At 39.7% G+C, this 26,104-nt stretch carries 20 protein-coding genes; 17 read left to right on the top strand and 3 right to left on the bottom strand.

Annotated features, from left to right (window positions below):
• The 9 genes from SFU91_01700 (at position 1) to SFU91_01660 (ending at position 10,107) form a co-directional block, all read left to right on the top strand.
• Positions 1 to 675: a DUF3341 domain-containing protein gene (locus tag SFU91_01700; GenBank protein MDX2127731.1), complete on the top strand. Its 675-nt coding sequence runs from the start codon at positions 1 to 3 to the stop codon at positions 673 to 675.
• Entirely contained in the window at positions 672 to 1,337 is a 666-nt protein-coding gene (locus tag SFU91_01695) for a cytochrome c (GenBank protein MDX2127730.1), read from the top strand. The genes SFU91_01700 and SFU91_01695 overlap by 4 nt, the downstream gene beginning before the upstream one ends.
• A gap of 9 nt (positions 1,338 to 1,346) precedes the next feature.
• Entirely contained in the window at positions 1,347 to 2,546 is a 1,200-nt protein-coding gene (locus SFU91_01690) for a hypothetical protein (GenBank protein ID MDX2127729.1), read from the top strand.
• Between the two features lie 77 nt (positions 2,547 to 2,623).
• Positions 2,624 to 3,055, top strand: coding sequence for a hypothetical protein (locus SFU91_01685; protein ID MDX2127728.1), 432 nt, complete (start codon positions 2,624 to 2,626; stop codon positions 3,053 to 3,055).
• 34 nt (positions 3,056 to 3,089) lie between these two features.
• A complete protein-coding gene (locus tag SFU91_01680; GenBank protein MDX2127727.1) occupies positions 3,090 to 3,932 on the top strand; it encodes an SCO family protein in 843 nt (280 codons plus the stop codon).
• A gap of 36 nt (positions 3,933 to 3,968) precedes the next feature.
• On the top strand, positions 3,969 to 4,901 hold the full coding sequence (gene coxB / locus SFU91_01675; GenBank protein ID MDX2127726.1) for a cytochrome c oxidase subunit II: 933 nt from the start codon (positions 3,969 to 3,971) through the stop codon (positions 4,899 to 4,901).
• A 25-nt stretch (positions 4,902 to 4,926) separates the two neighbouring features.
• Positions 4,927 to 6,675 (top strand): cytochrome c oxidase subunit I, encoded by a 1,749-nt coding sequence (gene ctaD / locus SFU91_01670; protein ID MDX2127725.1) that lies wholly within the window; start codon positions 4,927 to 4,929, stop codon positions 6,673 to 6,675.
• A gap of 86 nt (positions 6,676 to 6,761) precedes the next feature.
• On the top strand, positions 6,762 to 7,436 hold the full coding sequence (locus SFU91_01665; protein ID MDX2127724.1) for a class I SAM-dependent methyltransferase: 675 nt from the start codon (positions 6,762 to 6,764) through the stop codon (positions 7,434 to 7,436).
• A 1-nt stretch (position 7,437) separates the two neighbouring features.
• Positions 7,438 to 10,107, top strand: coding sequence for an SMC family ATPase (locus tag SFU91_01660; GenBank protein MDX2127723.1), 2,670 nt, complete (start codon positions 7,438 to 7,440; stop codon positions 10,105 to 10,107).
• Positions 10,108 to 10,110: 3 nt separating this feature from the next.
• Here the strand turns inward: SFU91_01660 and thiS are convergent, their stop codons facing one another.
• Positions 10,111 to 10,368 (bottom strand): sulfur carrier protein ThiS, encoded by a 258-nt coding sequence (gene thiS / locus SFU91_01655; protein MDX2127722.1) that lies wholly within the window; start codon positions 10,366 to 10,368, stop codon positions 10,111 to 10,113.
• A gap of 75 nt (positions 10,369 to 10,443) precedes the next feature.
• Between thiS and folD the strand changes: the two genes are divergently transcribed.
• The 8 genes from folD to SFU91_01615 all read left to right on the top strand — a co-directional run bounded on the left by folD (position 10,444) and on the right by SFU91_01615 (position 21,127).
• Complete coding sequence (folD, locus tag SFU91_01650) at positions 10,444 to 11,406, top strand: bifunctional methylenetetrahydrofolate dehydrogenase/methenyltetrahydrofolate cyclohydrolase FolD (GenBank protein MDX2127721.1); 963 nt, start codon at positions 10,444 to 10,446, stop codon at positions 11,404 to 11,406.
• Positions 11,407 to 11,621: 215 nt separating this feature from the next.
• Entirely contained in the window at positions 11,622 to 12,725 is a 1,104-nt protein-coding gene (locus SFU91_01645) for a response regulator (protein ID MDX2127720.1), read from the top strand.
• 47 nt (positions 12,726 to 12,772) lie between these two features.
• Positions 12,773 to 13,135 carry a response regulator gene (locus tag SFU91_01640; GenBank protein ID MDX2127719.1) on the top strand — a complete coding sequence of 121 codons (363 nt, stop codon included), beginning with the start codon at positions 12,773 to 12,775 and terminating at the stop codon, positions 13,133 to 13,135.
• Between the two features lie 39 nt (positions 13,136 to 13,174).
• Entirely contained in the window at positions 13,175 to 13,777 is a 603-nt protein-coding gene (locus tag SFU91_01635) for a chemotaxis protein CheW (protein ID MDX2127718.1), read from the top strand.
• Positions 13,778 to 13,805: 28 nt separating this feature from the next.
• Positions 13,806 to 15,593, top strand: coding sequence for a hypothetical protein (locus SFU91_01630; GenBank protein ID MDX2127717.1), 1,788 nt, complete (start codon positions 13,806 to 13,808; stop codon positions 15,591 to 15,593).
• 110 nt (positions 15,594 to 15,703) lie between these two features.
• Positions 15,704 to 17,659: a methyl-accepting chemotaxis protein gene (locus SFU91_01625; protein MDX2127716.1), complete on the top strand. Its 1,956-nt coding sequence runs from the start codon at positions 15,704 to 15,706 to the stop codon at positions 17,657 to 17,659.
• Positions 17,660 to 17,739: 80 nt separating this feature from the next.
• Positions 17,740 to 20,598: a valine--tRNA ligase gene (locus tag SFU91_01620; GenBank protein MDX2127715.1), complete on the top strand. Its 2,859-nt coding sequence runs from the start codon at positions 17,740 to 17,742 to the stop codon at positions 20,596 to 20,598.
• Positions 20,599 to 20,683: 85 nt separating this feature from the next.
• A complete protein-coding gene (locus SFU91_01615; protein ID MDX2127714.1) occupies positions 20,684 to 21,127 on the top strand; it encodes a hypothetical protein in 444 nt (147 codons plus the stop codon).
• Between the two features lie 124 nt (positions 21,128 to 21,251).
• Here the strand turns inward: SFU91_01615 and SFU91_01610 are convergent, their stop codons facing one another.
• Both SFU91_01610 and dnaE read right to left on the bottom strand, forming a co-directional pair.
• Entirely contained in the window at positions 21,252 to 22,100 is an 849-nt protein-coding gene (locus SFU91_01610; GenBank protein MDX2127713.1) for a hypothetical protein, read from the bottom strand.
• A 319-nt stretch (positions 22,101 to 22,419) separates the two neighbouring features.
• Complete coding sequence (gene dnaE / locus SFU91_01605; protein ID MDX2127712.1) at positions 22,420 to 26,034, bottom strand: DNA polymerase III subunit alpha; 3,615 nt, start codon at positions 26,032 to 26,034, stop codon at positions 22,420 to 22,422.
• Positions 26,035 to 26,104: the final 70 nt, after the last annotated feature.

Genomic DNA, 26,104 nt, shown 5'->3' with positions numbered 1-26,104 from the left:
ATGTCATTACACGAAACGGATTATAATCGTCAATCAAACGACTTAAAAATTGGTGCTGAAAAAGCACGTCTTGAGGCAAAGCAAATTTTGGTGGAAGAAGAAGCTGAAGGTGTGATGGCTGAATTTTCAAATCCCGCCGAACTAATTAGAGCGGCAGAGGAAATAAGAAAAGCCGGTTATAAGCGTTTTGAGGTTTATTCTCCTTTTCCAATCCACGGAATGGATGATGCAATGGGTCTTGGTCAATCTCCGCTTGGTAAAATTGTTTTTGCCTGTGGTTTAACTGGTTTATCGTTGGGTTTACTGATGATGTGGTGGACGAGTGCGGTTGATTATCCAATGAATACTTCTGGCAAACCATTTTTTAGTTTGCCCGCATTTATTCCTGTTTTATTTGAATTTACGGTTCTCCTTTCAGCTTTTGGGGCTGTTTTTGGAATGTTTGCACTTAATAGGATGCCACGTTTTTTTCACCCTGCATATTATGCCGAATCATTCAGCAAAAGAGCAGGCGATAATGGCTTTTTTGCTTGCGTTTTCGCTTGGGACGAAAAATTTCATCCCAAAGAAACAAGTGATTTTTTCAAAGCATTAGGTTCCGGAAAAGTTGAACTAATGCATCGCCCGATAGAAGAAGAAGAAATTGATGAAAAATTAGCGGAGGTTTCTAAATGAATCAGAAATTTAAACAAAGCCTATCTCGAAGGGTTTCGGTTTTACTACTAGTCGTTTTTGTTGCAGTTGGTTTAAGCGGTTGTGTAAGAGGTTTGCCCTTCGATGAGCCACCTATTGTCTATCAGACCAATATGATGACACAACCGAAGTACAAAGCACAACGAAAAAGTGAATTTTTTGCGGATGGTTTAGCGATGAGAACACCAGTCGCGGGAACAGTAGCACAGGGTGAGTTGAGAGAAAATACCGTTTATTATACTGGTAAAACCCCAAGCGGAGATACGATTGTCACAGCACCGGTTGAAATCACTTTGACAACGCTTCAACGTGGTCAGGAGCGTTATAACATTTATTGTGCACCTTGTCATAGCAGAACCGGTGGTGCGAAAGACAATGCGGGTCGGCAAATCAATGGCTTGGTTGTTGAGCACGGCTATTTGCCACCTACCTCACTTCATGATTCAAGAATAAAAACATCCCCTGATGGCCATATTTATAACGTTATTTCGAATGGAATTCGAAATATGCCATCCTATAAACATCAAATTTCAGTTTCAGACCGATGGGCGATTGTACTCTATGTTCGTGCACTTCAAAGAAGTCAATCAGCAACATTAACGGATTTGCCTGAAGGGAAACGACTTGAACTTTCAAATCAGTAAGGAGTAATCATGAGCAGAGATGAGTTCAAACTCAATGCTAAAAATCTTAATTTTGGACGCAATGCCCTAATTGTGGGATTGGTCGGACTAATTTCGTTGGTAGCAGGTTTTTTTCTAACTCCAAGAGATAATTTCTTTTTTGCCTATCTCGTTGGATATGTTTTTTGGTTATCAATAGCTTTAGGCGGACTGTTTTTTACGATGCTTCATCACATTACTGGAGCAGAATGGAGCGTTGTGTTGAGGCGAATCGCTGAATCTTTAGCGATGACGATTCCATTAATGGGTATTCTCTTTATTCCAATTGCTTTTGGTATTCATGATTTATACCATTGGTCTCATGCCGAGCAAGTTGCCAAGGATGAACTTCTTCAACATAAGTCAGGCTGGTTAAACATCACATTTTTTCTTATCCGTGCTATTGTTTACTTCGGTTTATGGTCATACTTAGCGTTAACGCTAAATCGCCATTCACTTAAACAAGATGCTGGAGACGAAACAGTGCTTCGGAAAATGAGAAAACTCAGTGCACCCGGAATCATATTTTTTGCGCTTTCAATTACTTTCGCAGCCTTTGATTTTCTAATGTCTCTCGATCCGCATTGGTATTCAACGATTTTCGGTGTTTACTTTTTTGCCGGCAGTTGGTGGTTAACACTCGCGTTTCTGAATTTATTCTCACAATATTTGCGCAAGAACAGTGCGCTAGGAAAAGCGATGACCACCGAGCACTATCATGATATCGGAAAACTGATGTTTGGGTTTACCGTTTTTTGGGCGTACATCGCATTTTCGCAATTTATGCTTATTTGGTATGGAAATATTCCGGAAGAGACCATTTTCTACAAACATCGATGGGAATATGGATGGGAGTATGTTTCGATGCTTCTTTTTTTCGGACATTTCGTCCTTCCTTTTTTTATTTTGATCTTTAGGTCATCGAAAAGAAATTTGTATGTAATGGCTATAATGGGATTTTGGTTTGTTTTTATGCAATGGGTAGATTACTACTGGCTCATTATGCCGAATGTTACCATTGCAAATCCAGACGCGCATCACGGGCTACACTTTTCTTGGCTTCACCTTTCAAGTACTGCTGGTATTGGGGGGCTCTTCCTATGGTTTTTCTGGTATCGCTTAACCAGTAATCCGATTGTTCCAATTCGCGATCCAAAATTGGAAAATTCAATGCAATTTGTCAATCATTAATTCTTTAGGTTATGCAAAATGATGTGTTAATGCAACAGGAGGCAAAAAATCAACCCTCAATTGAATTATCCAAACCAATGGAGTTATATCAGAGTCCTGAAAATGATTATGAAAAATCGGATATCAACCCAAGAGCAATTATTACGAGTATTGTGGTCGGAACTGTTGTTATTGCAGTGATTATGTTTTTTTTAGCAGAATTTTTTAAGGTGCAACGGGAAGAGAAGTATGTTTCAAGTACCTTAATTCCGGAATCAACCTTGCTTCGAGATGTGAAGTCAAAAGAGGATGGGGTCATTAATTCTTATGGAATCGTTGATATCAATAAACAAATCTATAGAATGCCCGTTTCTGAAGCAATGCAAAAAATGGCTGAGGAAGCTAAAGTGGCCAAATTGAATCAGCAGCAAATTCAACCCCCGGCGAATACAGACACTCCAACAAAAGATGAAAAACCTGCCGCTCAATTGCAAAGTAATTCGAAGAGAGCTAAAGCGATTAAGAAGTAGTTTGAGTTAAATGCTCTATGTGAAGGAGGTGAAAATGTGGTTCGTGAAAGTTGTGTTTGTTTTTGGTTTGATTTTGAAATGTAATGTTCTTTTTTCTCAACAGATTTTAGATTCACCAACAGAATTAAAGGGAATTGATGTAGTTGAAAAATTAGGGGATATAATCCCTTTTCACCTTACTTTTATAGATGAAACTGGGAAAGCCGTTCAGTTACAAGATTATTTTCTGGATGGAAAACCAGTACTCTTGACCCTTGGTTACTACAAGTGTCCGATGCTTTGCAACTTGGTACAAAACGGTGTCTGTGGCAGTGCCAAACAATTGGACTTAGACCTTGGAGTTGATTATAGAATTATAACCGTCAGTATAGACCCGAGCGAAACACCAGAACTTGCAATGGCAAAGAAAAACGGATACAAAGAAGCTTTTGGAAGACCGGGTGTAGAAGAGGGTTGGCACTTCTTAGTGGGCAGGTCAGAAATGTCAAGATCACTTGCAGAGTCAGTTGGTTTTATTTATTACTTCGATACAAAACGAAATGAATATGCGCATCCGGCTGTTGCATTTTTAATCTCCCCAGAAGGGAAAATTACCCGTTATTTGTACGGGATTAATTATCGACAATTTGATCTTAAGCTGGCATTGATTGAAGCAAGTTCAGGAAAAATAGGGACAACGATGGATCGAATTATTCTTTCATGTTTTCACTACGATCCGAAATTGAATAGCTATGTTCCATTTGCTATAAACATTATGAAAGTAGGCGGCTTGCTCACAATAGTGATTATGGGCGTGGTGCTCAGTACTTTTTGGGTAAAAGAAAGCCGCAAACATGAAAAGAAGGGAAAACCACCCGTCGATTTAACATTGAATTAAGAATTATTTTTGAAAGAATTTTTTCAAATTTGTTTTATGAAAAGTTCATACTTACCTGAACAAGCCTCGACCATCGCGTCTGATATTGACAGTCTCATCATATTTATAACCAACGCATCAGCGTGGCTTTTTTTATTGGTTACCATCGTCTCGGTCTATTATCTCTGGATTTATAGACGAAAGAATGAAAGACCTGAATACACGTCGGGTATCTCTCATAACACGAGACTTGAAATAATCTGGACATTAATTCCAACCCTGCTTGTTTTCTTAATTTTCTTTTGGGGGTTCCGCTCATACTTAGACATGAATGTTGTCCCTAAAGACGCACTCGAAATTCGGGTTTTGGGAAAAAAATGGTTTTGGGCATTTGATTACCCGAACGGTGCAAATAGTGTCAATGAATTGGTGGTACCTCAAGGAAAACCGTTGAAATTTTTAATTTCATCTGAAGATGTCATTCACAGTTTTTATGTTCCGGCATTCCGAGTAAAAATGGATGCTGTTCCAAATCGTTATAGCATTTTGACCGCGACACCCACTCAAGCAGGAACTTTTGACATTTTTTGTACAGAATACTGTGGAAAGAGCCACTCTGAAATGATCGGAAAAATTCGAGTTGTAAGTGAAACAGAATACAACAAGTGGCTTGAAGAGGCAGAAGGTGGCGGGTCAATGAAACCTGAAGAGTTTGGAAAAAAACTCTACATCTCAAAGGCTTGTGTAACTTGTCATAGCGTTGATGGAACTGCAAATACCGGCCCAACTTGGAAGGGTGCATATGGAAAAAAACATAAACTTGCCGATGGAAGTGAAGTGCTTGCAGATGAAAACTATCTCAGAGAGTCAATGCTCGAACCTAATGCTAAAGTCGTTGCCGGCTACCAACCGGTAATGCCTACTTATCAAGGAATCTTAAAGCAAAAGCAAATCGATGCGATTATTGCTTATATGAAAACTATTCAGTAACCACTTCAATTTAACGAGGTAAAAAATGGCAGCTTTAGTTGAAACTCCATCAAGTCCTGTGGCAAACACAGGCCAATCGTCCGCTCCGTCGGTACATTATCTAAATTCACCTCAAGGGTTGTGGTCTTGGCTCTCTACGGTTGACCATAAAAGAATCGGATTGATGTACCTCTTTTCAGTCATGTTTTTCTTTTTTGTTGCGGGCGTATTTGCGATTCTTTTGCGCTTTGAACTCATTAATCCCGGTAAAGATATCGTTGGACCAGATTCCTACAACCAACTGTTTACGCTTCACGGGGCGATAATGGTTTTCTTATTTATTATTCCTGCGATTCCGGCCGCGTTAGGAAATTTTGTGCTACCGTTGATGATTGGCGCGAAAGACGTGGCTTTCCCAAGATTGAATTTAGCAAGCTTCTATGTTTATGTAGTTGGTGCTTTGTTCGCAATTTATTCACTTGTGACAGGTGCGGTTGATACAGGATGGACTTTCTATACTCCTTATAGTGTTGAAAGTAAAACCTCTGTCATCTCAATCACGCTTGGTGTTTTTATTATGGGTTTTTCGTCGATTTTCACTGGGCTGAACTTCATTGTCACAGTGCATAAACTTCGGGCTCCGGGAATGACTTGGTTTAGTATGCCTTTATTTGTTTGGGGAATGTATGCCACCTCAATTATTCAAGTAATGGCGACACCGGTACTTGGAATTACGATGTTACTCCTCATTCTAGAACGAGCGTTCGGAATCGGCATTTTTGACCCTGCTATGGGTGGAGATCCGGTGCTGTACCAACACTTCTTTTGGTTTTATTCTCATCCAGCCGTGTATATCATGATTTTGCCCGGTATGGCAATTATCTCCGAACTTATTGCAACTTTTTCTCATAAAAGAATATTTGGATACACACCCATCGCGTTTTCGAGCCTTGCTATCGCACTTGTCAGTTTTCTTGTTTGGGGACATCACATGTTCACAAGTGGTCAATCTGAACTCGCGGCATTTATTTTTTCATTTCTAACCTTTTTGGTCGGAATTCCTTCTGGAATTAAGATTTTTAATTGGGTTGCAACAATGTACCGTGGGTCACTTACTTTTCAAGCGCCAATGCTTTACACCCACGCATTTCTTTGCCTTTTCACGATTGGAGGATTAACAGGAATTTATCTAGGTGCACTTTCAGTGGACATTCACTTACACGATACCTATTTTGTTGTTGCTCATTTTCATTATGTGATGATGGGTGGAACAGTTATCGCATTCCTTGGCGGGCTTCATTACTGGTGGCCAAAAATCTGGGGACGGATGTATAACGAAACAGCTGCTTTGGTTTCTGCTGCCCTGATTTTTATTGGCTTCAATGTGACATTCTTCCCTCAGTTTTTGATGGGTTTGCAAGGGATGCCTCGCAGATACTATACCTATTTAGAGCAATATCATTCGCTACACATGATTTCAACCGTTGGAACTTGGATTTTAGGCGTAGGATTTATCATTATGGCGGTTTACCTTATTCATTCAATTTTCAAAGGACCACAAGCACCAAAAAATCCGTGGTATGGATTGACAATGGAATGGATGACAACATCGCCACCGCATCCACATAACTTTGAAGGAACCCCGCATCAAATTTTTGGTCCTTATGATTATGACCGTGTATTGATGGATAAAGATGGGTTAATCACCTTTAATCCCAATAGCGGTGATCATCACGAAGAATCAAACGGTAAGAATGGAAATGGGAAAAAACTTAAAAAGGCAAGTAAAGTATAGCAACTTACCAAAATAAATTTCCTAACGGCATCCTTAGTGATGCCGTTTTTTTATTTTTAAATTCCATAAATTCTAACGCTTCAACCGTGCATAGGAAGTTAAAATTAGAATTAAAATTCTCTGCGATTCTTAAACCAAAAGGCAAAAATGGTTTTATACAAACTTTGCCTTTTGGTTCTAAAGTTCTTGATGTTGGCTGTGGAAACGAATCACCAAAACGGACCAAAACACTTAGGAGCGACTTGCATTATACAGGCGTTGACATTGCAGCATATAACCAAAGCGAGAATTCACTCTTATTTGCCGATAGATACATTGAACTCTTACCAGAAAGCTTTGATAAAGGAATTAAGAATTTGGGCTGCCATTTCGACGCCGTCATCTCTTCTCATAACTTGGAACATTGTTTCAATCCAGAATCGGTATTAGATTCAATGATCTTTGTATTAAAACCCGGCGGGTATTTATTTCTTTCGTTTCCCTCTGAGCCAAGCGTTCATTTTCCCTCAAGATTCGGAACCCTGAATTACTTTGACGACCCAACTCATCGTGAAATGTTAAAATATGATCAGATCATTCAGGCGATAGAGAAGTTCGGGATGTCAATTCAGTTTGCGACGAAACAATATAAACCCGCTTTGCTTTACCTTCTCGGCTTGCTCGGTGAGCCAATAAGTCGCCTAACAAACCGACCGGTACCGTTTGGTGCTACTTGGGCATTTTACGGTTTTGAATCTATCATCATTTCAAAAAAGAATTGAAATGACCCCAAAAAAATTAACATTACAAAACTTTCTTGGTTACGGCGAACCTGCTCAACAGCTTGATTTTGATTCATTTTCGTTAGCCATATTAACCGGAGATAATGGTGCTGGTAAATCAAGTTTACTTGAAGCCATTCCTTGGTGTATTTGGGGAGAAGGTCGTGGAAAAAGCTCAACAGATATCATCCGAGCATCTGCTTTGGAAACAAGAGTCGAGTATGAATTCTCTCACCAAAAAAATCAAGAGAAAAATTTATTTCGAATTATTCGTCAGTTAAAGCGTGGGAAAAATGCCAACAGCTCCCAAACCACACTTGAGTTTCAAGTTTACGATAAAAATGAAGAGAAATTCATCACACTCTCCGGCTCAGGAGTTCGTGACACGCAATCAACGATAGAGAAGACATTGGGTCTTTCCTACGAAACCTTCATGAATTCAAGCTTTCTTGCTCAAGGGAAAGCCGATGAATTCACGGAGAAATCGGCATCTAAAAGAAAAGAAGTATTGGCTGAAATTTTAGGAGCAAGAAAGTATCAATCACTGTCCGAGTCAGCAGCGATAAAGGTGAAAGAAGGAGAATTGCAATCAAAGAATCTCGAAGGGAAAATAGCTGCTTTTGAATCCGACCTCGAAGCACTTCCGAGAGTCGAAGTAGAGATTGATAATCTTCTGGGTCAAATCCAGCGGGAAGAAAATGAGTTAAAGCCGATTACTTTAGAATTAAATGCAATGGAAGAAATGCTAACTCAATTGACTCCATTTGAATCTCAATTTGCAGTAGAAACGGCAAAGCAGGTGAATCTCGAAAAGCAATTCATCGAATTAAGAAATCGATTGAGAAAAAAAGAACTTGAGGCCATTGCGCTTAGCAAGGAACTTATTCAAAAGGGAGAAATCGAAAAGGAATATGCTGAACTTGAGCAACTTCGAATGCAAACCGAGATTGCTGAAAAAGCAGCCATCGAATATCAAACCTTACAAACCCAACTTCTTGAAACGAAAAGCCGTTTAGAAAGCGTAACAATACGGATGAAAAGCGAAGTCCGTTCGCTTGAACAAAATCAAAAAGCGATTGAAGAAAAAAGAATAACTGAGAAAAATACTTATGAGAAGAATAAGGGATTAACCAAAAGAGCGTTTGAATTGGAAGAGAAACTTAAAGAGACAGAAGTGAAACTTGAGCAACTTGAAAAGGAAAACGAAATTTTTATTACCACGGAAAAGGAACAAGTCAAGTTTGCCTCACTTAAGGAGCAACTTGAAACGAGAATTGCTGAAGCGAATCGTGAAAGAAACAAAATTAAGGATAAAGGGATTTCAATAAAAGATGAAACACAATGCCCTCTTTGCAAAAGCCCTCTTGACCCAAATCATAAAGATCACATTTTGACGGAATATCGTAAAGAGTATCTCAAGAATCAAGAAGAAGAAAAGGTGTTGCAAAATGAGTTGAACCAACTAAATCATTTACTTCAAGAAAATGCACAAAAGCTTGAGAAATGGAAAAGGGAACTTCAGCAAATCCCTCAGTTAAAAAGCGAAATCAAAATATTGTTATACGAAAAGGAAAAGCAGGTTCAAGCATTAACCCTTTCAAAAAAAGCCTTTGAGTCAATGCAAATTCTAGAACAAGAGGCAGTGGCTTTAAGTCAAAAAAAACAATTTCTGGAAAAAGAACTTTTGGAGGGAAAAGAAATAATCCAATTGAAGTCCCAACTCGACATACTTCATGAAAGGAAAACAGCACTTGGGTTTGAAAAAGAAAAGTTTGAAATGATGAAACTCAAACTGAAAAGAAGAGAGGTCGTTACTGAACAATTGAGTGACTTAAAGAATGCAGAGAGAAGGCTAAATAGTTTGCGTGAAGAAATTAAGGAAGGCAAAGATTTGGAAGCCGAGATGCAAAAGGAAATTGAAGAGACGTTGATTCTTATCAATCAACTTCGAGAGAAGGTTGCTCAAAAAGAACAAGTTGCAAATCGTTTTTCTCAAAAGCACAAAATCTTCCGTGAACGCGAAAAAATGCTGATCTCCTCAAAAGCGACTTTGGAAGCCTTGAACAAAGAATCAGTAAGGCTTCAGGAAAAAGCAGATGAACTTGGGCTTTTACAAAATGATTGGAAAGCACTTAAGGATGAGATTGTGATTCACGCCTACCTCAAAGAAGCCTTTGGAATCAAAGGAATTCAAACAATGCTGATTGAAAATGCGGTCAATGAAATTGAGTTATTAGCCAATCAGCTTCTTTCAGAAATCTCACAAAATACGGCCTCAATTCAGTTTCGGCTTAACCGCTCTCGCGCTTCAGGATTGGAGATTGACACTTTGGATATCATTCTTTCTGATGTTAATGGAAATGAACGCGATTACTCAACCTTCTCGGGAGGTGAAAAATTTAGAATTGATTTTTCGATTCGTTTAGCACTTTCTGAATTGCTTGCAAAGCAAAGCGGTGTGGGTGTGAAAATGCTTGTGATTGATGAAGGGTTCGGGACGCAAGACGAAGACGGCGTTCAAGCAATCACTGAATCAATTTTGAGAGTTCAAGACCGATTTGAAAAAATTGTGGTTATATCTCATATCAACGAAATGAAAGATGCATTCGAAACACGAATCAACATTTCAAAAGATGCGATGCGCGGTTCTTTAATTTCTCTTTCATCTTAGCTTTTAACCGCCTTGTACGGCACGAATGATTTCAATTGAATCCCCCTCAGTAATTTTTTCCGCTTCCCATTTAGATTTTGAAACCACGGTTTCATTGACAGCCACAGCGATTCCCTTTTTTGTTTGATCGATTCCAATCTTCAATAAAAGCGACGCCAAAGAAGTCTGAGACCCTCTTTCAGAAACAATTACGGTTTGAGCGTCAAAATCGACGATTACTTGCTCGCCATTTATGATAAATTTTAGTGAGATTGCTGTCATTGAAAAGGTATATTTAAACCCAATTTTAAATTTTTCTAAAAGCCCTGCAATAGGGAAACATTATTCACTTCTAAAATGAATCCTACATTTTCAAAATCTCATAGTCCGAATGAAACTGGTTCTCCTCATGAAAAAAATACGCCGGTTGTCATTGATGGAAAAACCATTGCGGAGCAAATCAAAAAAGAGTTAAAGAAAAAAGTAGAAGAATGGCAATTCAAAACCTCACGCGTCCCGGGCTTAGCTGTTATAATTGTTGGCGAAAACCCTGCTTCTCAAGTATATGTAAGAAATAAGGCGAAATCATGCCTTGAAGTTGGGATGAATTCTCAAGTCATTGAATTGCCCGGTACGATTTCAGAAAGTGATTTGCTGCACCAAATCGAGAAATTAAACAACGACCCCACCATTGACGGAATACTTGTTCAACAACCTTTACCAAAACATATCGACGAATTTAACATTACCCTAGCAATTGCGCCCGAAAAGGATGTTGATGGGTTTCATCCAATGAATGTCGGAAAACTGGTTATTGGGAAATTAGAGTCTTGTTTCCCAAGCTGCACACCTTTTGGTGTGATTGAACTGCTTAAGAGGTATGAAATTGATACTGAGGGAAAACATGCGGTTATTGTAGGGCGAAGCAATATTGTTGGGAAGCCAATGGCGAATTTATTAGTTCAAAAACTAAAAGGGATGAATGCTACAGTAACGGTTTGTCACGCTTCAACACCCGATTTATCCTATCATACAAAGCAAGCCGATATTCTCATTGCTGCTATAGGAAAAGCCCATATCATTACAGAGCCAATGGTAAAGCAAGGTGCCGTAGTCATTGATGTGGGTATGAATCAAATTGAAGATGCCAGCAAAAAAAGCGGGAAAAGGCTTGTGGGTGATGTCGATTATGAGGCTGTGGCTTCAAAGTGCGCGGCAATAACACCTGTGCCCGGAGGAGTCGGTCCTATGACTATCGCGATGCTGCTTTTCAACACAATGAAATCATTTGAAATCAAAGTGAAATCAATCACGAAATAATTGCACTCTTGAAACGAATGAATGTCATTTTGATTTTTTTTTCATAGTGTTATATTGAAAAACTTTTGTCACATCCTTATTATTCCAAGTCATTTCAAGTTTTTTTTGAATTAACTTGCCAAGGGTTTGGCTTAGAATTTTTACCAAATGCAAGTTTTGCGCGTCATTTTGAGAATTTCGAAGACGCACAATAAAGATTTAACGAGGAGAACTCAATGTCCGGTTTTACAGGTAGCGTTAAAATGACGCTAATCGATATGCTTAGGCTCCTAAGCACAACGAAAAAAACGGGAGCGATGAAAGTGCAGGTTCCTACCTCATTAGGCGATAAAGACACCGTGGTTCACTTCAAAGGAGGTCTTGTCATTGCTGTTGATACTGGAAGCGAAGAGTTAGGGGCAATCTTATTGCAAGAAAATCTTATTACCAGAGATGATCTCAATCAGGCAATTACCCTCCAAAAACAATACAAGGATAAGCGTATTGAACAAATTTTGATGGCAATGAAGAAAGTCGATGCCACCAAACTTGTCAAAGCAATCAGGCTTCAAATCGAAAGCGTGATTACTCAATTGTTGCAAGAAAAAAACGCCCGTGTTGAATTTGAACCCGATGCCGTGTTAAGGGTACAAGGTTTAAGCAACGGGGTGGATGTTCAGCAAATCATGCTCTTGGTTGCACCGAAGGTTGATGAAATGGAGCTTGTCAAAGAAAAAATTCAAAGTTCAGGGCAAGTTCCTGCCATCACAAAGCGCGGTAAAGAAGAAAAAAATGAAATTTCACTGAAGCTTGTCGAGTGGCAAGTATATTTAGCGATTGATGGCAAAACTGACATCAAGACTTTGGCACTGAAGCTGAAAATGGAAGAAGTCACGGTCATGAAGGCATTAGTAACCCTTCTTGATGGCAAATGGGTTGAACTTCCGAAAGCACAAGCAGATACAAGAAAAAAGATTTTAGCGGTTGACGATAGTAAGGTGATTTTAAAGACCATTCAATTGGCACTTGCTGAGACCGGTTATAGTCTGTTCACCGCTGAGACTGGCGAAGCTGCTATTAAATTAGCTCTTGAACAGCAGCCAGACTTGATTTTATTGGATGTAATGTTGCCTGATACAACTGGGCTGAAGGTCTGTAAAACACTCAGAACCGAACATGCGACTATGAAACAAACGCCAATCATCATGCTTTCGGCAAAAGATGCGGATATAGACCGAAATTTGGGTTTACACGCTGGTGCAAATGACTATGTCACCAAACCATTTAAGGATGGTGAACTTGTCGAAATCGTTCATAAATATTTGAAGAATACCAACTAAATATACTTGCTCTTATATTCTAACTTATTTTTTAAGAAATAACTTTTATGCCTAGGGTTTTAATTATTGATGATAGTGCTGTTGAACGAACAATCATCGCCAAAGTGCTCACCTCCCTTGGATATTCAATAGAGGAAGCAGTTGACGGGGAAGACGGCGAAACCAAAGCAAGAATCAGCAAGCCGGATTTAATTGTGCTTGATGTTGTGATGCCGAAAAGAGATGGTTTTCAAGTGTGTCGTAATCTTAAAAAGGCACCTGAAACGGCTAACATTCCAGTCATCATGATTACATCAAAAGATCAAGAAAGTGATAAATTTTGGGGAATGAAACAAGGCGCGAATGCGTATCTTGTTAAGCCATTTAACGAAGCGGATCTTATTTCTGCGGTAAAAAAAACCGGGACTTGATTTCTATCCACCCAATTGTAACAACCGGCGGAGTCTTACATGAATGAGAGAAAAGGTTTAGGTTTTGACGCGTTAACCTCAATTCCTCCAGAAATCATTGAAAGGATGAAGGAGATTGAGGAGGCGAAGCTCAGAGCAGAATCTGAAACCGATGAAGGCGATACTAAAGAGCAGTTTGTCGGTATTCTTGTTGGTGATAAAGAAACTGCATTCAGGGTAAATGATATTGAGGCCATTTTGAATGTTCCCAAAATTACACCGATACCCGGAATGCCGCCGTATGTCCTTGGTATTTGTAATGTCCGTGGGGAAATTACCTCGGTATTAAATCTGCAGGTTATCTTAGGTCTAGATGTCTCAAAAAAGCCAAAAACCCGTCGTCAAAAAAGTTCTGAACGGCTGCTGATTGTTGGAAATGTTAATTTTTCCGTTGGATTTGTTATCGATGCTGTTCTTGATGTCATTCGCGTCGGAGAGACCGATGTAATAAGAATAAATGCGGCAGATAGTGAAATGTATCGATTATCACTTTTTTCAAGAGGGATTTTTACAAGACCTGAAGAAGGTGGCCGTGGAAATGATATTATCATTATTGATACTGATAAACTTCTAAATGCACCTGAAATTATCCAATTCCTATAAACACTGTTTTATTTAACCAACTATATTTATGTCAAATACAGGATCACCGGCTGATGCGGCAATTCGAAGTGAATTTGTCCAAAAGTTAAAGAATCACTCAAGTGAAATTGAGCTCGCAGCGCAATTAAACAAAGATAACCCTCATTTTCAGGCCTTAGAGCGCGAGCGTCGTTATGTGTTTACACAAAACAATACCTCAATGACCGACGTGGAAACAATTAAAGCCTATAGCGCAATGGTGGATTCTATAGCTGCAACATTTAAACAAATGCGTCAATCGACCCCAACTCCAAGCGCTGCTCCGGTGCCTAAACCGCCTACACCGGCACCAAAATCAACACCACCTCCGGCATCAAGTTCAGGTTCTACTGATAATCTTTTAGGTCTCGATCTTGAAGATGTACTTGGCGATGTGCTTTCTGATGAAGGATCAATTTCCGAAGCATTTAGTGAATCGACCGATGATATTTTTAGAGTAGATGGTGATAAAATTGTTCTGCAAATCGATGAAGAATTGGAAACAGCCATTGATGAAGAAGCGAAGATGTTTGAAGTCGAGCAGTACTATCGAAATAAAGAATACTTCAAAGCGCTTACGGTTGCTCTTGCACTAAACATTCGTTTTAAGCAAGGGATTGGTCGCCGTTCAGATGCAATTGTACGCCGCCAAGATGAAATTATTTTTGAATCAAACTATAGAATTGTTCACGAAAATCTTGAGAAGATTAAAAGCTCCAAAGGTGATGAAAAAGTGAATGCCCAATTAAGTGCGATTATGCATATTTATGCTGCTTTAGATCAACAAGCCCTCGCTTCTCAAGAAAAATATCGCAATGACATGCGTAATGTACTAGATAAATTGGTACAGAGTGACGGCGGTTATGGTGCAAAAGGGTATATCAAAACTGGTTTGTTTAGTAAAGTTGAAGTTCCGGGACAAGAAGATAAAGCAGCAAAAAGTTTTTATTGGAAAGATCGCGCTTCTAAAGAAAAAGATGCCGTTCGTAAAGAATTTTATCTTTTAATGATGTTCTCCAGCGATTTGAATTACTATCCGTATCAAATTGCTCTTGCAAATTTCTACCTTGAAAACAGCCGTTTGGATGAAGCTTGTCGATACATTAAAGTAGCTCTACCTTTGGTTGAAGCGGAAGGCGTCGAATTCCTCTTAAATCTTAAGAAAAAAGATGGAACTTATGCTGAAAAGTTTATTGAACGAAGATTTGCAGCCGATATGGGCCAATTAAGAAATCGTTTTGATCGTCCAGAAGAAAAAGAAGTCAAAGAAAAAGACGATAAGAAGCGAGAATTTATGGTTAAAGACCGACAACGCAAACTCTTACAAACCATCGATTTATGGCAAAAGAGGCTTGATGCAATGAAATCAGATGTTCCTTTCAGAAAATCTACCTTAAGGTTAGAATACACGAAGGGAATATTGGAAGTTGTTAATAAAGATATTCTTTCAAAAGTGCCAAACCTTATTGTTGAAGATTACATCACTCGGTATAAAGGAACAGATGTAAGAAGCACCCAAAATCCGAATATCCTTAATTTCATTGATTTTTCATACCGATACTCCGTCACACCCGAAGACAAGACTGCTCAAGGGCTTGTTGTTGAAGGAGAAGCCGAAGCAAAGTTGGAATCGCTTTGTAAATCAGTTGTTGATTATTTCAACGTTGAAATTGGTGTTTCAAATAAGCCGTTGGCCGAGGTTAAAGCCAAACTAGAAGGCGATAATGAACAACTCGTAAAGGCAATGAAATCACAAGGTTACAAATTTGAAAAGGTTCCGTCATTAACACGCCGTTAATTTCTTGATTGATTAAGAAGATTGGGCGGTGAACATTCGCCGCCCTTTTTATTGTATTATTGAATGATTATCTGAAAATCTTTTTCTTAAGGGCTATTACGAATATTAAAATGAGCCAGTTTAAGACTACCATCGACAAAAAAATTGTCGCTATTGTTGGAGTAAGTTTATTTATTGCGGTGGTTTCGTTCGCTGTAGTTTTACATATTCGACAAAATAGCAGAATTGATTCTGAAATTAAATTAAAAGCAGAAAAAATTGCTTCTACCTTACAAGGGTCTTGGCAACACAATGCTAATATTTTCTTAAGAAGTCGATTGCCTCTCAATGATTCGACCTCTGGCGTGCTTTCAATGATTCATTATAAACCCTTAAGAGGAAAGGACACGCTCTCAAGAACCGGAATGGAAGAACTTGTGGTTCAAGAGGCTGGACAAGAGTATATTATTAAGCAAACTTCACTAAATTTAAGAAATCCTCAAAACAAACCTGATCAATTTGAGGAAGCGGCTTTAAGAATTTTTGACGAAAAAGTAACTGAGGCACGAAGGCAAGGGAATGCCAATAGTATCTCAGAGAACTCAATCTCGATTTGGGAAAAAACAAACATCGGCTCAAAATCCTATTATCGATACATTCAACCAATATTTATTAAAAATCAATGTCTCGCTTGTCACGGTAGTAAGATTGACGCGCCGGAATATGTCCAAGCAAGATATGAAAATGGATACGGGTATCGATCGGGGGATTTGAGAGGGGCACTTTCGATGATTATCCCAGCAGACGACATTAATGCCGCCAAAAATGAAACGATTTTGGTTACCTACGGTGGCGGTTTTCTCGTTTTGCTATTTGTTGGTCTCATCACCTTTGTATTTATCCGCCGTACTGTAACACTTCCAATTCTTAAAATTGTTGAATCAACGAAACGCATCTCAGAAGGAAATTTATCCGAACGAGTCTCATTTACCGCCTCAGATGATATTGCTTCAATTGTTGATTCATTTAACGCCTTGGTAGATAGTATCAAAGAGGCTGTACGGGATATTGTTGATTTAACGCAACGCTTGAACCAAATCGCATTGGATATTAGTAATACAGCCACCGGAATTTCGAAAACCTCAGACGGGCAAATCTCGACCGTTCGTGATTCCGTTCAAGTTTTAGCTAAAACCGGAAACTCAATTGAAACAGTCCTTGACGACGTCCAAGGCTTGACAATTAATGTTAGAGAAACAAGAACTTCTATTGAAGATTTAACCAGTTCTGTACAAGAGGTTTCTCGAAGTATACAAGACGCCAATCAGGTTTTTAACCAAGTCATTCATGAAGTGCAAGGGGGTAAATTAGGCGTCGAGCAAATCACCCAGTCAATTTATGGAATTGGGGAAAAGCTTGCGGGCTTAGCGACGCAGATACAAACCATCGAAAAATCCTCAAGAGAAATAACCAATATTTCAGATACCGCTGTTCGCAATGCAAAGCAAATGAATCTTATGGCGGTTAATGCCACGATTGAGTCTTCAATTCCAGAATCCGGAAAAGGATTTAGAGTTGTTGCGAAAGAAATTCGAATCCTTGCAGAGCAGTCTGTGAGTTATTCGCTTCAAGTTCAAGATTTGGTGACCAATATTCGCCAAAATGTGGGCAAAGTGGAGTCGGAAATTATGGAAACCAATGTTACGATTCAAGAAAGTGCAGCGACAGTTCGTGATGCTGAAAAAACACTTGATAAGATTACCGGATTCTACTCCCGCTCAAGCAGCATTATGAGTCGGCTTTCAGGGCTTGCGGACGCTCAAATGAGAAGCACTCAGCAGATTACGATGAAAACGAGCGATATGTCGATGCGAACAGCTCAAGTGATGGAGCAAATGCAATCTCAAAAAATTACAGGGCAAAAAGTTTCAAAAACTGTTGATGGAATTTCCAATGAATCATTGCGTGTGAAAAACTCAGCCAATGAAATTACGCAGCTCTCACAAGAACTGATTAACCAAGCTGAGCAATTGCAATCAGCCGTTCAAAAATTCAAGCTTACCGAGAGCTCGCAGCTTTTTAGATAAAACAAGATTAATCGGATCGTTAAAAAGCAGCGCATTTATGCGCTGTTTTTTTTATCAATTAAAGTTTAATGAAAATTCTTATGTCAAAAGACTTTCAAAATCAAGGATCTTCTTTAGAGAAAAATTATTCACCTGAAGCCGTTGAGTTAAGATGGGGAATCGATTTTTTCAAAGAAACAGGGATACATACTGCCAATAGTGAAACGGTAACGAAAGGTGATAGGGAATCTTTTACTGTATTAATGCCTCCTCCAAATGTAACCGGCAGCCTTACGATTGGGCATGTCTTAAATCATACGATTCAAGACATTTTTATTCGCTATCACCGAATGATGGGAAAAGAATCTCTTTGGCTTCCGGGCACCGACCACGCCGGAATCGCAACTCAAACGGTGGTTGAAAAGCAGTTGAGAAAAGAAAAACTGACCCGATACGACTTAGGCCGAGAAAAGTTTATCGAAAAGGTTTGGGCTTGGAGAGAAGAATATGGGAATTTGATTCTGAAGCAGCTTGCAAAACTTGGCGATTCAGCGGACTGGCGACGAAATCTTTTTACGATGGACGATCGCGCCAATCGAGCAGTTCAAAATGCATTTATCAGGCTTTATCAAGATGGGTTGATTTACAAAGGAAAGCGGATTATCAATTGGTGTCCGGTTTCCCAAACCGCACTCTCTGATGAAGAGGTGGAAATGCGTACCCAAAGAGACCCTTTGGCATTTGTTCGATATTTCATCGACGACTCACAAGATGGCGCATTTATACCCGTTGCGACCGTTAGACCCGAAACAATGCTTGGCGATGTGGCTGTTGCCGTTAACCCAAATGATGAACGATATCAAAAATTTCTTGGCAAGTTTGTCATAGAACCCATAACCAAACGCCGGATTCCGATAATTGCAGATGATTATGTCGAGATAGATTTTGGTACTGGTGCATTAAAGATTACTCCCGCTCATGATCCAAATGATTATCAAGTGGGCTTGAGACACCAGCTACCGGTGATTATTGCAATTGATAAGCATGCAAAAGTGGTAAATGGGTTTGAACCTTACTCGGGATTAGATCGATTTGAAGCAAGAAAAAAGATTCTCGCCGACTTGGAGCAAGCCGGGTATTTGATTAAAGTTGAAGATTACGAGCATAATGTCGGGTATTCAGAAAGAGCGGGTGTTGTTGTTGAGCCATTTCTCTCCGAACAGTGGTTTGTAACAATGAAACCACTTTCAAATCCAGCCCTTGCTGCCGTTGAAACCGGAATCGTTAAGTTTTACCCTGAGCGTTGGAAAAACACCTATAAATATTGGATGGAAAATGTTCAAGATTGGTGTATCTCGCGTCAACTCTGGTGGGGTCATCGAATCCCTGCATTTTATTCACCTGATGGGTCATTGGCTGTTGCTGGCACCAAAGAAGAAGCCTTTCATCAATTAAAAGCAAAGCAACCAAATTTGACCATTGAGCAAGTGAGACAAGAAGACGATGTGCTTGATACTTGGTTCTCTTCTTGGCTTTGGCCATTAACAACCCTTGGTTGGGAAAAACCGGGAGATGATAATGACGACTTTAAGGCCTTTTATCCAACTTCAACTTTAGTTACCGCACCGGATATCATCTTTTTTTGGGTGGCAAGAATGATAATCGCCGGGCTTTATTTTCGTGCAACTGAAGAAGAACGAAAAGCTTATTTCCTTACGGAGAACGCTCATCACAGAAATGAAAATGATGAAAACTTCCAATCATTTTTGCGGCGATGTATCCCCTTTGAAAATGTTTATTTCACTAGCATTATTCGCGATCAGCAAGGGAGAAAGCTTTCAAAATCAATCGGGAATTCTCCCGACCCCTTAATGGTGATGGAAAAATATGGCACAGATGCACTCCGCTTTACCGTGATGTATCTAGCCCCACTTGGTCAGGATGTAAGAATTGAGGTCAATCTTCAGACAAAAGATATGCCTCAAGTAGAACAGGGAAGAAATTTTTGTACAAAAATTTGGAATGCTGCGCGCTTTTTACAAATGAACAAGGCTGAGATATACAATCCACTAGAAGCATTTGAGATGGAGTATAAAGCGCTGACTCTCGAAAACGTGGTTCCTGAAAACTTGCCTGAGCGTTGGATATTTTCTACACTAAATTCAATGCTTAAATCCTACCATTTATCGGTTGAGCAACTTCGAGTCAATGAATTGGTAAAATCACTCTATGATTTCATTTGGAGAGATTATTGTGATTGGTATCTCGAAATGTTAAAGGTTAACCTCTATTCTGCAAAGGATGAAGCCGAAAAAAAACGAGCGATTTCTAAGGCAATGTTTGTATTTGATGCACTTCTCCGTGCGCTTCATCCCGTTATGCCGTTCATTTCTGAAGAAATTTGGCAAGGCTTGGTAAAAAGAGAGAAGGATGAGTATCTCAATCAGGCCGTTGTATTTCATGCCAATCCAAATCTTATTGAGCCTGAAACTGAGGAGGAAATGGAATTTTTGAAAGCGATTGTGAGCAACATTCGTAGCACACGAGCGGTGTTAGGTGTACCACCTTCGCTTGAAGCAAACGTATTGATTAACACTCACGATGAAAAAGGACTAAAAAGACTTACCCATATTGGCCCATTGATTATGAAACTGGCAAAAGTCTCGCTTGAAATTGGCAATTCCCTTCTCAAACCCAAAGCAAGTGCAAGCTCAGTTGTAATGGGTTGCGATATTCATATCAAACTTGAAGGCATTTTGGATTTTGAAAAGGAAAAGGCTCGTTTGGAAAAAGAGATTCACAAGACAGAAGGTTACATTCGTCAAATTGAAACGAAATTAAGCAACGCGGGATTTGTCGAACGCGCACCGAAAGAAATAATCGAGACCGAGCAAAAGAAACTAAGTGATGCAAAAGAAACAATGATAAAACTTCAAGAGAATTTAGCCAGCCTTGCATAAAAATAGCTGATGTTAAGGTTTTGTTTTAAGGTTTGGATTGGGTCAAAGAAAGGTTAACTTCAAGAAACCCAAATACTTGGAGTTTATGCAAAAATTAAAGAAGTATAGTGAAAAGGCTTTCTTCGCCTTGTTGCCTATTTGGTTATTTGTGACTAGTGCATCTATTTCTCAGTTTATTGCTATCCCCGCTTCAGACAAAGTTTATGTCCGTTGGTTATCTGAAAATGAGGAATCGGTAGTTCGCTATGAATTATTGAGACGAAACGCAGAGTCTGTTTCATTTCAACCCGTTCAAACTGTTTTTCCAAGAGGTTCAGGTCAGCTTTATGAAGTGGTGGATTTGGAAGTTGCACAGGTTTTTCAATTGGTAAAGAACGAGCCGCAAGTCATTCAATCTCAAAAAAGAATTATTTATCAGCTTCGAATTACGATGAAGAATGGCACGATTGAAGAAAGAGAAGTGAGTATATCTTTTCAAACTTCCTCGATTCGAAAAACTTGGGGAAGTATAAAGGCATTATTTCGTTAGACGACCTGATTGGTTAAGAGAGATTTTAGAAAATATGAACTTAGTGGTGTTAGATAAAAAAGCCCCAATTCAAACGGGGCTTTTTCAATGGTGGCAAAAATCTGTCAAACCTATAGGTTATTGGTTATTTGCGCATCGCGTTGAATGAGTTTGCAGCATCGCCAAAGAATTTGGAAAGCCAATTTGACAAATTCGATTCTGCGGCGACTTTACGGGCAACATCCCCAGATTGAACAAGTGCAAAATAAGGCATACCCAATACTGTCAGAACCGGTGCTCCAAAGAGCATTGTGACAAATTGCATAAGGCGGTCTTTGTGAGTTAAGTCTCCGATCAGATTGGTAACACGGTAAGTTGCCATTAACGGCATCATCGGTGTCATCATGACTTGGGTAACTGCTTTTGTAGAGCCATCAACAAAAGCATTAACCGGATATTTCTTTTCTTCTTCTGAAAGCCCTGCGCCTAATACTTTTGGAATATTTTCATAAGCAGTCATAAAGGCTTTATCGGTACCTGTGGCTCTTAATCTTGCGGAAGTAAAGTTAAATGCGTCATACATGCCCATAAAGACATTAATGGGAGCAGTCAGAAACAATGATGTAATACCGGCCATCCATTTTTGTGACTCATCCCCATTCTTGACAAAATCTGATCCTAATTTGAAGCCACGATAAATCCCAAGAATGGGAATGTAAGGCCAGCTTGTGCTCAAAAGAACCCAAGTGGAAAGCCAATCATTCATTCTGCGATGTTCATCGTTTTCGATGTGCTCATATTTCAAATCGCCTTTGATATAATCGCCAAAATGCTCGAAGGCATTTTTGCCTGTATCTTTAATTTCAACTTGCATGCCCAATGATTCCGACACTTCCGGTAGGAATTCGATTGTATGAGGCAATGTGAAATGATATGCTAAAACGGTTGGTAGAACGCGGATTGCGTCTGCGCCAGTTGATTTGATCTCTGCCATAGTGATCTCCCTTTAAAATGAAAAATTATGCACTGAAAAAAGTATATCAATTAAATCATAATGTGTGCATCATACTTCTTTGCACATGATCAATCACCCGATAAAAAAGGTGACTTTACTGCAATAGTCTAAGAAAGAGCAAAGTGACTAAAAGCGAGAACTGCTGCTTATTTCAGAACCCATTTTTTATCAAACTCAATTTACAGTTTCAGGGTGTTCCAATGAGATAAAAACACCCCAAATTGAATAAATGCACGGCCGAATTTGCCGATTTAATCAGATATTATTTTTTTCAGAAACGGGTAAGAGTCGTGAGAAATTATTCCGAGTAGGCAATACGAACAGCGTCTTCGCCGAGCACTGATGCGAATTCGTTCAATGCGAGGTTATCTGGGTCGATTAAAGCGCGTCGGGCAAAGAGTCTCATTTCTTTCGGAAGGCCTTGATGGTTAAAAAGAAGTTCAAAATCGAGCTGTGTTTCCCCTTTGTATTTATCACAAATTGATTTTATTGCTTTAGCTTTGGTTATCGAATCCGAATCCTCGGCATCTATCCGAATGATGACACGGTGTGGATAAATTTCTCTGGCTTTTCGCAAGGGAATCACTTCACTGACAAGAAGTTTGATTGAATTTTCTTGTTGCTCGGCTTCTGCAAGCAATACCACTGGGGCGTCCTTTTGCAATTCTCGCTCAAATTTATCGTAGACTTTTGAAAAGACGGTGAAATCGGCCTTGCCGTAGAAATCTTCAATGGTACCAAACAGCATTGTGTTTCCTTTGCGGTCAAGATGTTTTTTGGTTTCGGTAATCATTCCAATGACACGATAAAGTTGTTTTTGTTCGAAGCCTGTGGCGTTAAGTTTGAGCGTTGAGAAGGCATCATAGTCGCGCTTGAATGGGTCTAAAGGGTGTTGTGAGAGATAAAAACCAACGAGTTCTTTTTCTAATTTTAGCTTTTCTGAATCGGGCATTTCAGGGAGTGTTATCATTTCGGGTGTATAGCCGCCACTATGAGAAAGGCTTGCCGAGTCGAAAAATTCTTCTTGCCCTAAGGTAACTCGCCGATTAACCTTTTGACCAAATTCAACCGCTTTATCTTTATTGGCAATAAGGGTTGCGCGATTCAAACCAAACTCATCCATTGTACCGGAGTAAATAAGGCTTTCAATCGCTTTTTTATTGACTGAGCGTAAGTCAACCGAGGCGCAAAAATCGAATAGGGTTTGAAATGAATCTTTTTTCCGTTTTCGCGCTTGTACAATTTCCTTTGCGGCACCGCCCACATGTTTAATGGCATTAAATCCAACCCGAATGGCTTTTTCTTTTTTTGGCAAATCCTCGACCGAGAATAGGGTGTCGCTTTGATTGATTGAGGGGGGAAGAAACTTAATGCCCATCGACTTTGCTTCATCCGAAAGATGTTTCACGCGGTCTTTATCGGCTGCTTCGGAGTTAAGGATTGCACAAACGAATTCATGCGGATAATAAGCTTTGAGATAGGCGGTTTGATAAGCTAATAAACCATAAGCTGCAGAGTGAGAGCGATTAAACCCATACTCGGCAAACTTTTCCATATTTGCGAATACTTTGGTTGCATCTTCTTCAGGTATCTGATTGGTTTTGAACGCGCCTTCAATAAACTTTACGCGCTCTTTACTCATTGTTTCTTTGTCTTTTTTTCCCATTGCCCTGCGGAGCAGGTCAGCGCCCCCAAGTGAATAGCCTGCCATCAGTTGTGCCGTTTGCATGATTTGCTCTTGATACACCATAATTCCATAGGTATAATCTAAAATCGGTTCGAGCATCGGATGAGGGTAACTGACTGGTTTTCGACCGTGTTTACAATCGATATAATCAGGAATAAATTGCATTGGCCCGGGTCGGTATAATGCGCTCATTGCTATTATATCTTCTATACTCGTAGGTTTAAGTTGAATCATATAGCTTTGCATTCCGGGGGATTCAAATTGAAAGATGCCTGCCATTTTTCCATCTTGAAAAATCTTAAATGTTTGACGGTCATCAATTGGAATTTTAAGCAAATCGATTTTTATTTTGTATCGTTTTTCAACCAACCGGAGCGTTTCGTCAATGACAGCAAGGGTTTCAAGTCCTAAGTAATCAATTTTCAAAAGACCCGCTTTTTCTATCCAGTCTTTATCAAATTGCGTGATGACTTGCTTTTCATTTTTTGGTTTTTGAGCTTCTTTGTCTGCCGAATCTTTTTCGGTTTCGGGCTCTTCGTCGGCAAAGCGACGTTCTTCTGAAGCTACTTTATCAGAAATGTAAAGGGGAACATAGTTATCGACCGGGCCATTGGTAATGACAACGCCCGCAGCATGAACAGAGGCATTTCTAGCGCGACCTTCGAGTTCCAAAGCATACTGAATGAGCCGCCGAACAGCGTTATTATTGCTTTTGAGAAGTTCACGAAGTTCTTTCACCGGTTCAATTTCAGTGGTGCCATCCTTTTTGTATTTGCCGTTAACAAAATCGGCAAGCGGAGCACCAGCAGGTTTGTTGGGAACGAGTTTTGTAATCGCATTCACTTCGGCAAGAGGAATTTCAAGCGCACGAGCAACATCTTTTATTACGGCTTTTGCACCAAGTGTTGAAATTGCCACGATTTTAGAAACGCATTCTTCACCATACTTTTCAATGGTATAATCTAAGACTTTTTGTTTTCCAACGGGCGTAAAGTCAATATCAATATCGGGCATTGAAACACGTTCGGGGTTGAGAAATCGCTCGAAAAGAAGTTTGTATTGAATGGGGTCAACTTGGGTAATACCTGTCAAATACGCAACGATACTTCCGGCAGCGGAACCTCGGCCCGGGCCAACAAGATAACCTGCATTTCGTGAGGCGTTGATAAGATCGCTGACGATTAAAAAATATGAATCGTAATTCATTCGATCGATGGTACCAAGTTCAAGCTCTATTCGCGCTTTGATAACTTTCCCTTTTTCTCCGAGTGACTCTAAATCTCCATAAATTTTTTCAGCACCTTGATAAGTAAGGTGCCGGAGATATTCTTTATCATTTTTGAATGCTTCCGGGATTTTGAAATGAGGAAGTTCTGCCATTTCAACCTTCTTAAACGCGTAAGTACATTTTTCTGCGACTTCAAGGGTATTCGAAAGCTCCTTGTGGCTATTATCAAAAATCATCGCCATTTCTACGGGAGATTTCAGATAAAACTCATTGGTTGGGAAACGCATGCGCTTGGAGTCGCTCAGCGTATGTTTCCCTTTGGTGCACATTAAGATTTCCTGTTTTTCAGAGTCGGCACGGGTGAGATAATGTACATCGTTGGTGGCAACCAGCTTGACGCCAAATTCTTTAGAAAGACGAATCAGTTCTCGGTTGATTTTTGCTTCAGACTCGGTGTTATGATATTCGAGTTCGATATAGAAATCATCGCCAAAAAGGTCTTTATAGCGGGAAATAAATTGTCTTGCTCCGGTTTCATCGCCTTTTGATACGAGGCGAGGGAGTTCCCCTTTTTCACAAGAGGTTGTAACGATAAGCCCCTTATGGTATAGCGCGAGCAATTCAAAGTCGGCACGAGGCCGAAAATAAAAGCCTTCGCGGGAGGATGCGGAAAGAATTTTACAGAGATTTCGGTAGCCATCGTTATCCTTAACCAACAAGTTAAGATGAAATGTATCACGAGAATCTTTTTTGTGACGAGATTCCGGCGCCATATAAATTTCTGACCCAACAATCAGTTTTACCTCATAACCCTTTTCCTTATTCTTTGACTCTGCAAAAAGTTGAGGCATGTTAAAAAGTGACGCGTGGTCGGTAACGGCAACGGTTGGCATGCCAAGGTTATGGCATTGCTGAAATAGCTCAGCAGGCATTATGGGGCTTGAAAGTAGGGAATAATGCGTGTGTGTATGAAGATGGACGAAGTCTGGTTTTGCCATAATCAATTTATTTGATGAGGTCTAGCTTGAAAAATACACAAGTGAGAGAAGAGTTTGAAGTTAGTTGGAT

Source organism: Chloroherpetonaceae bacterium, from assembly GCA_033763895.1.
GTDB lineage: Bacteria > Bacteroidota > Chlorobiia > Chlorobiales > Thermochlorobacteraceae > JANRJQ01.
This window is presented reverse-complemented; position numbering and strand designations above follow the sequence as displayed.

Coding starts and splice junctions, on each gene's coding strand:
- SFU91_01690 (MDX2127729.1), top strand. CDS start 1,347: ATGAGCAGAGATGAGTTCAAACTCAATGCTAAAAATCTTAATTTTGGA.
- dnaE (MDX2127712.1), bottom strand. CDS start 26,034: ATGGCAAAACCAGACTTCGTCCATCTTCATACACACACGCATTATTCC.
- SFU91_01610 (MDX2127713.1), bottom strand. CDS start 22,100: ATGGCAGAGATCAAATCAACTGGCGCAGACGCAATCCGCGTTCTACCA.
- SFU91_01645 (MDX2127720.1), top strand. CDS start 11,622: ATGTCCGGTTTTACAGGTAGCGTTAAAATGACGCTAATCGATATGCTT.
- coxB (MDX2127726.1), top strand. CDS start 3,969: ATGAAAAGTTCATACTTACCTGAACAAGCCTCGACCATCGCGTCTGAT.
- SFU91_01630 (MDX2127717.1), top strand. CDS start 13,806: ATGTCAAATACAGGATCACCGGCTGATGCGGCAATTCGAAGTGAATTT.
- folD (MDX2127721.1), top strand. CDS start 10,444: ATGAATCCTACATTTTCAAAATCTCATAGTCCGAATGAAACTGGTTCT.
- SFU91_01680 (MDX2127727.1), top strand. CDS start 3,090: ATGTGGTTCGTGAAAGTTGTGTTTGTTTTTGGTTTGATTTTGAAATGT.
- SFU91_01615 (MDX2127714.1), top strand. CDS start 20,684: ATGCAAAAATTAAAGAAGTATAGTGAAAAGGCTTTCTTCGCCTTGTTG.
- SFU91_01695 (MDX2127730.1), top strand. CDS start 672: ATGAATCAGAAATTTAAACAAAGCCTATCTCGAAGGGTTTCGGTTTTA.
- SFU91_01635 (MDX2127718.1), top strand. CDS start 13,175: ATGAATGAGAGAAAAGGTTTAGGTTTTGACGCGTTAACCTCAATTCCT.
- SFU91_01640 (MDX2127719.1), top strand. CDS start 12,773: ATGCCTAGGGTTTTAATTATTGATGATAGTGCTGTTGAACGAACAATC.
- thiS (MDX2127722.1), bottom strand. CDS start 10,368: ATGACAGCAATCTCACTAAAATTTATCATAAATGGCGAGCAAGTAATC.
- SFU91_01620 (MDX2127715.1), top strand. CDS start 17,740: ATGTCAAAAGACTTTCAAAATCAAGGATCTTCTTTAGAGAAAAATTAT.
- SFU91_01625 (MDX2127716.1), top strand. CDS start 15,704: ATGAGCCAGTTTAAGACTACCATCGACAAAAAAATTGTCGCTATTGTT.
- ctaD (MDX2127725.1), top strand. CDS start 4,927: ATGGCAGCTTTAGTTGAAACTCCATCAAGTCCTGTGGCAAACACAGGC.
- SFU91_01700 (MDX2127731.1), top strand. CDS start 1: ATGTCATTACACGAAACGGATTATAATCGTCAATCAAACGACTTAAAA.
- SFU91_01660 (MDX2127723.1), top strand. CDS start 7,438: ATGACCCCAAAAAAATTAACATTACAAAACTTTCTTGGTTACGGCGAA.
- SFU91_01685 (MDX2127728.1), top strand. CDS start 2,624: ATGGAGTTATATCAGAGTCCTGAAAATGATTATGAAAAATCGGATATC.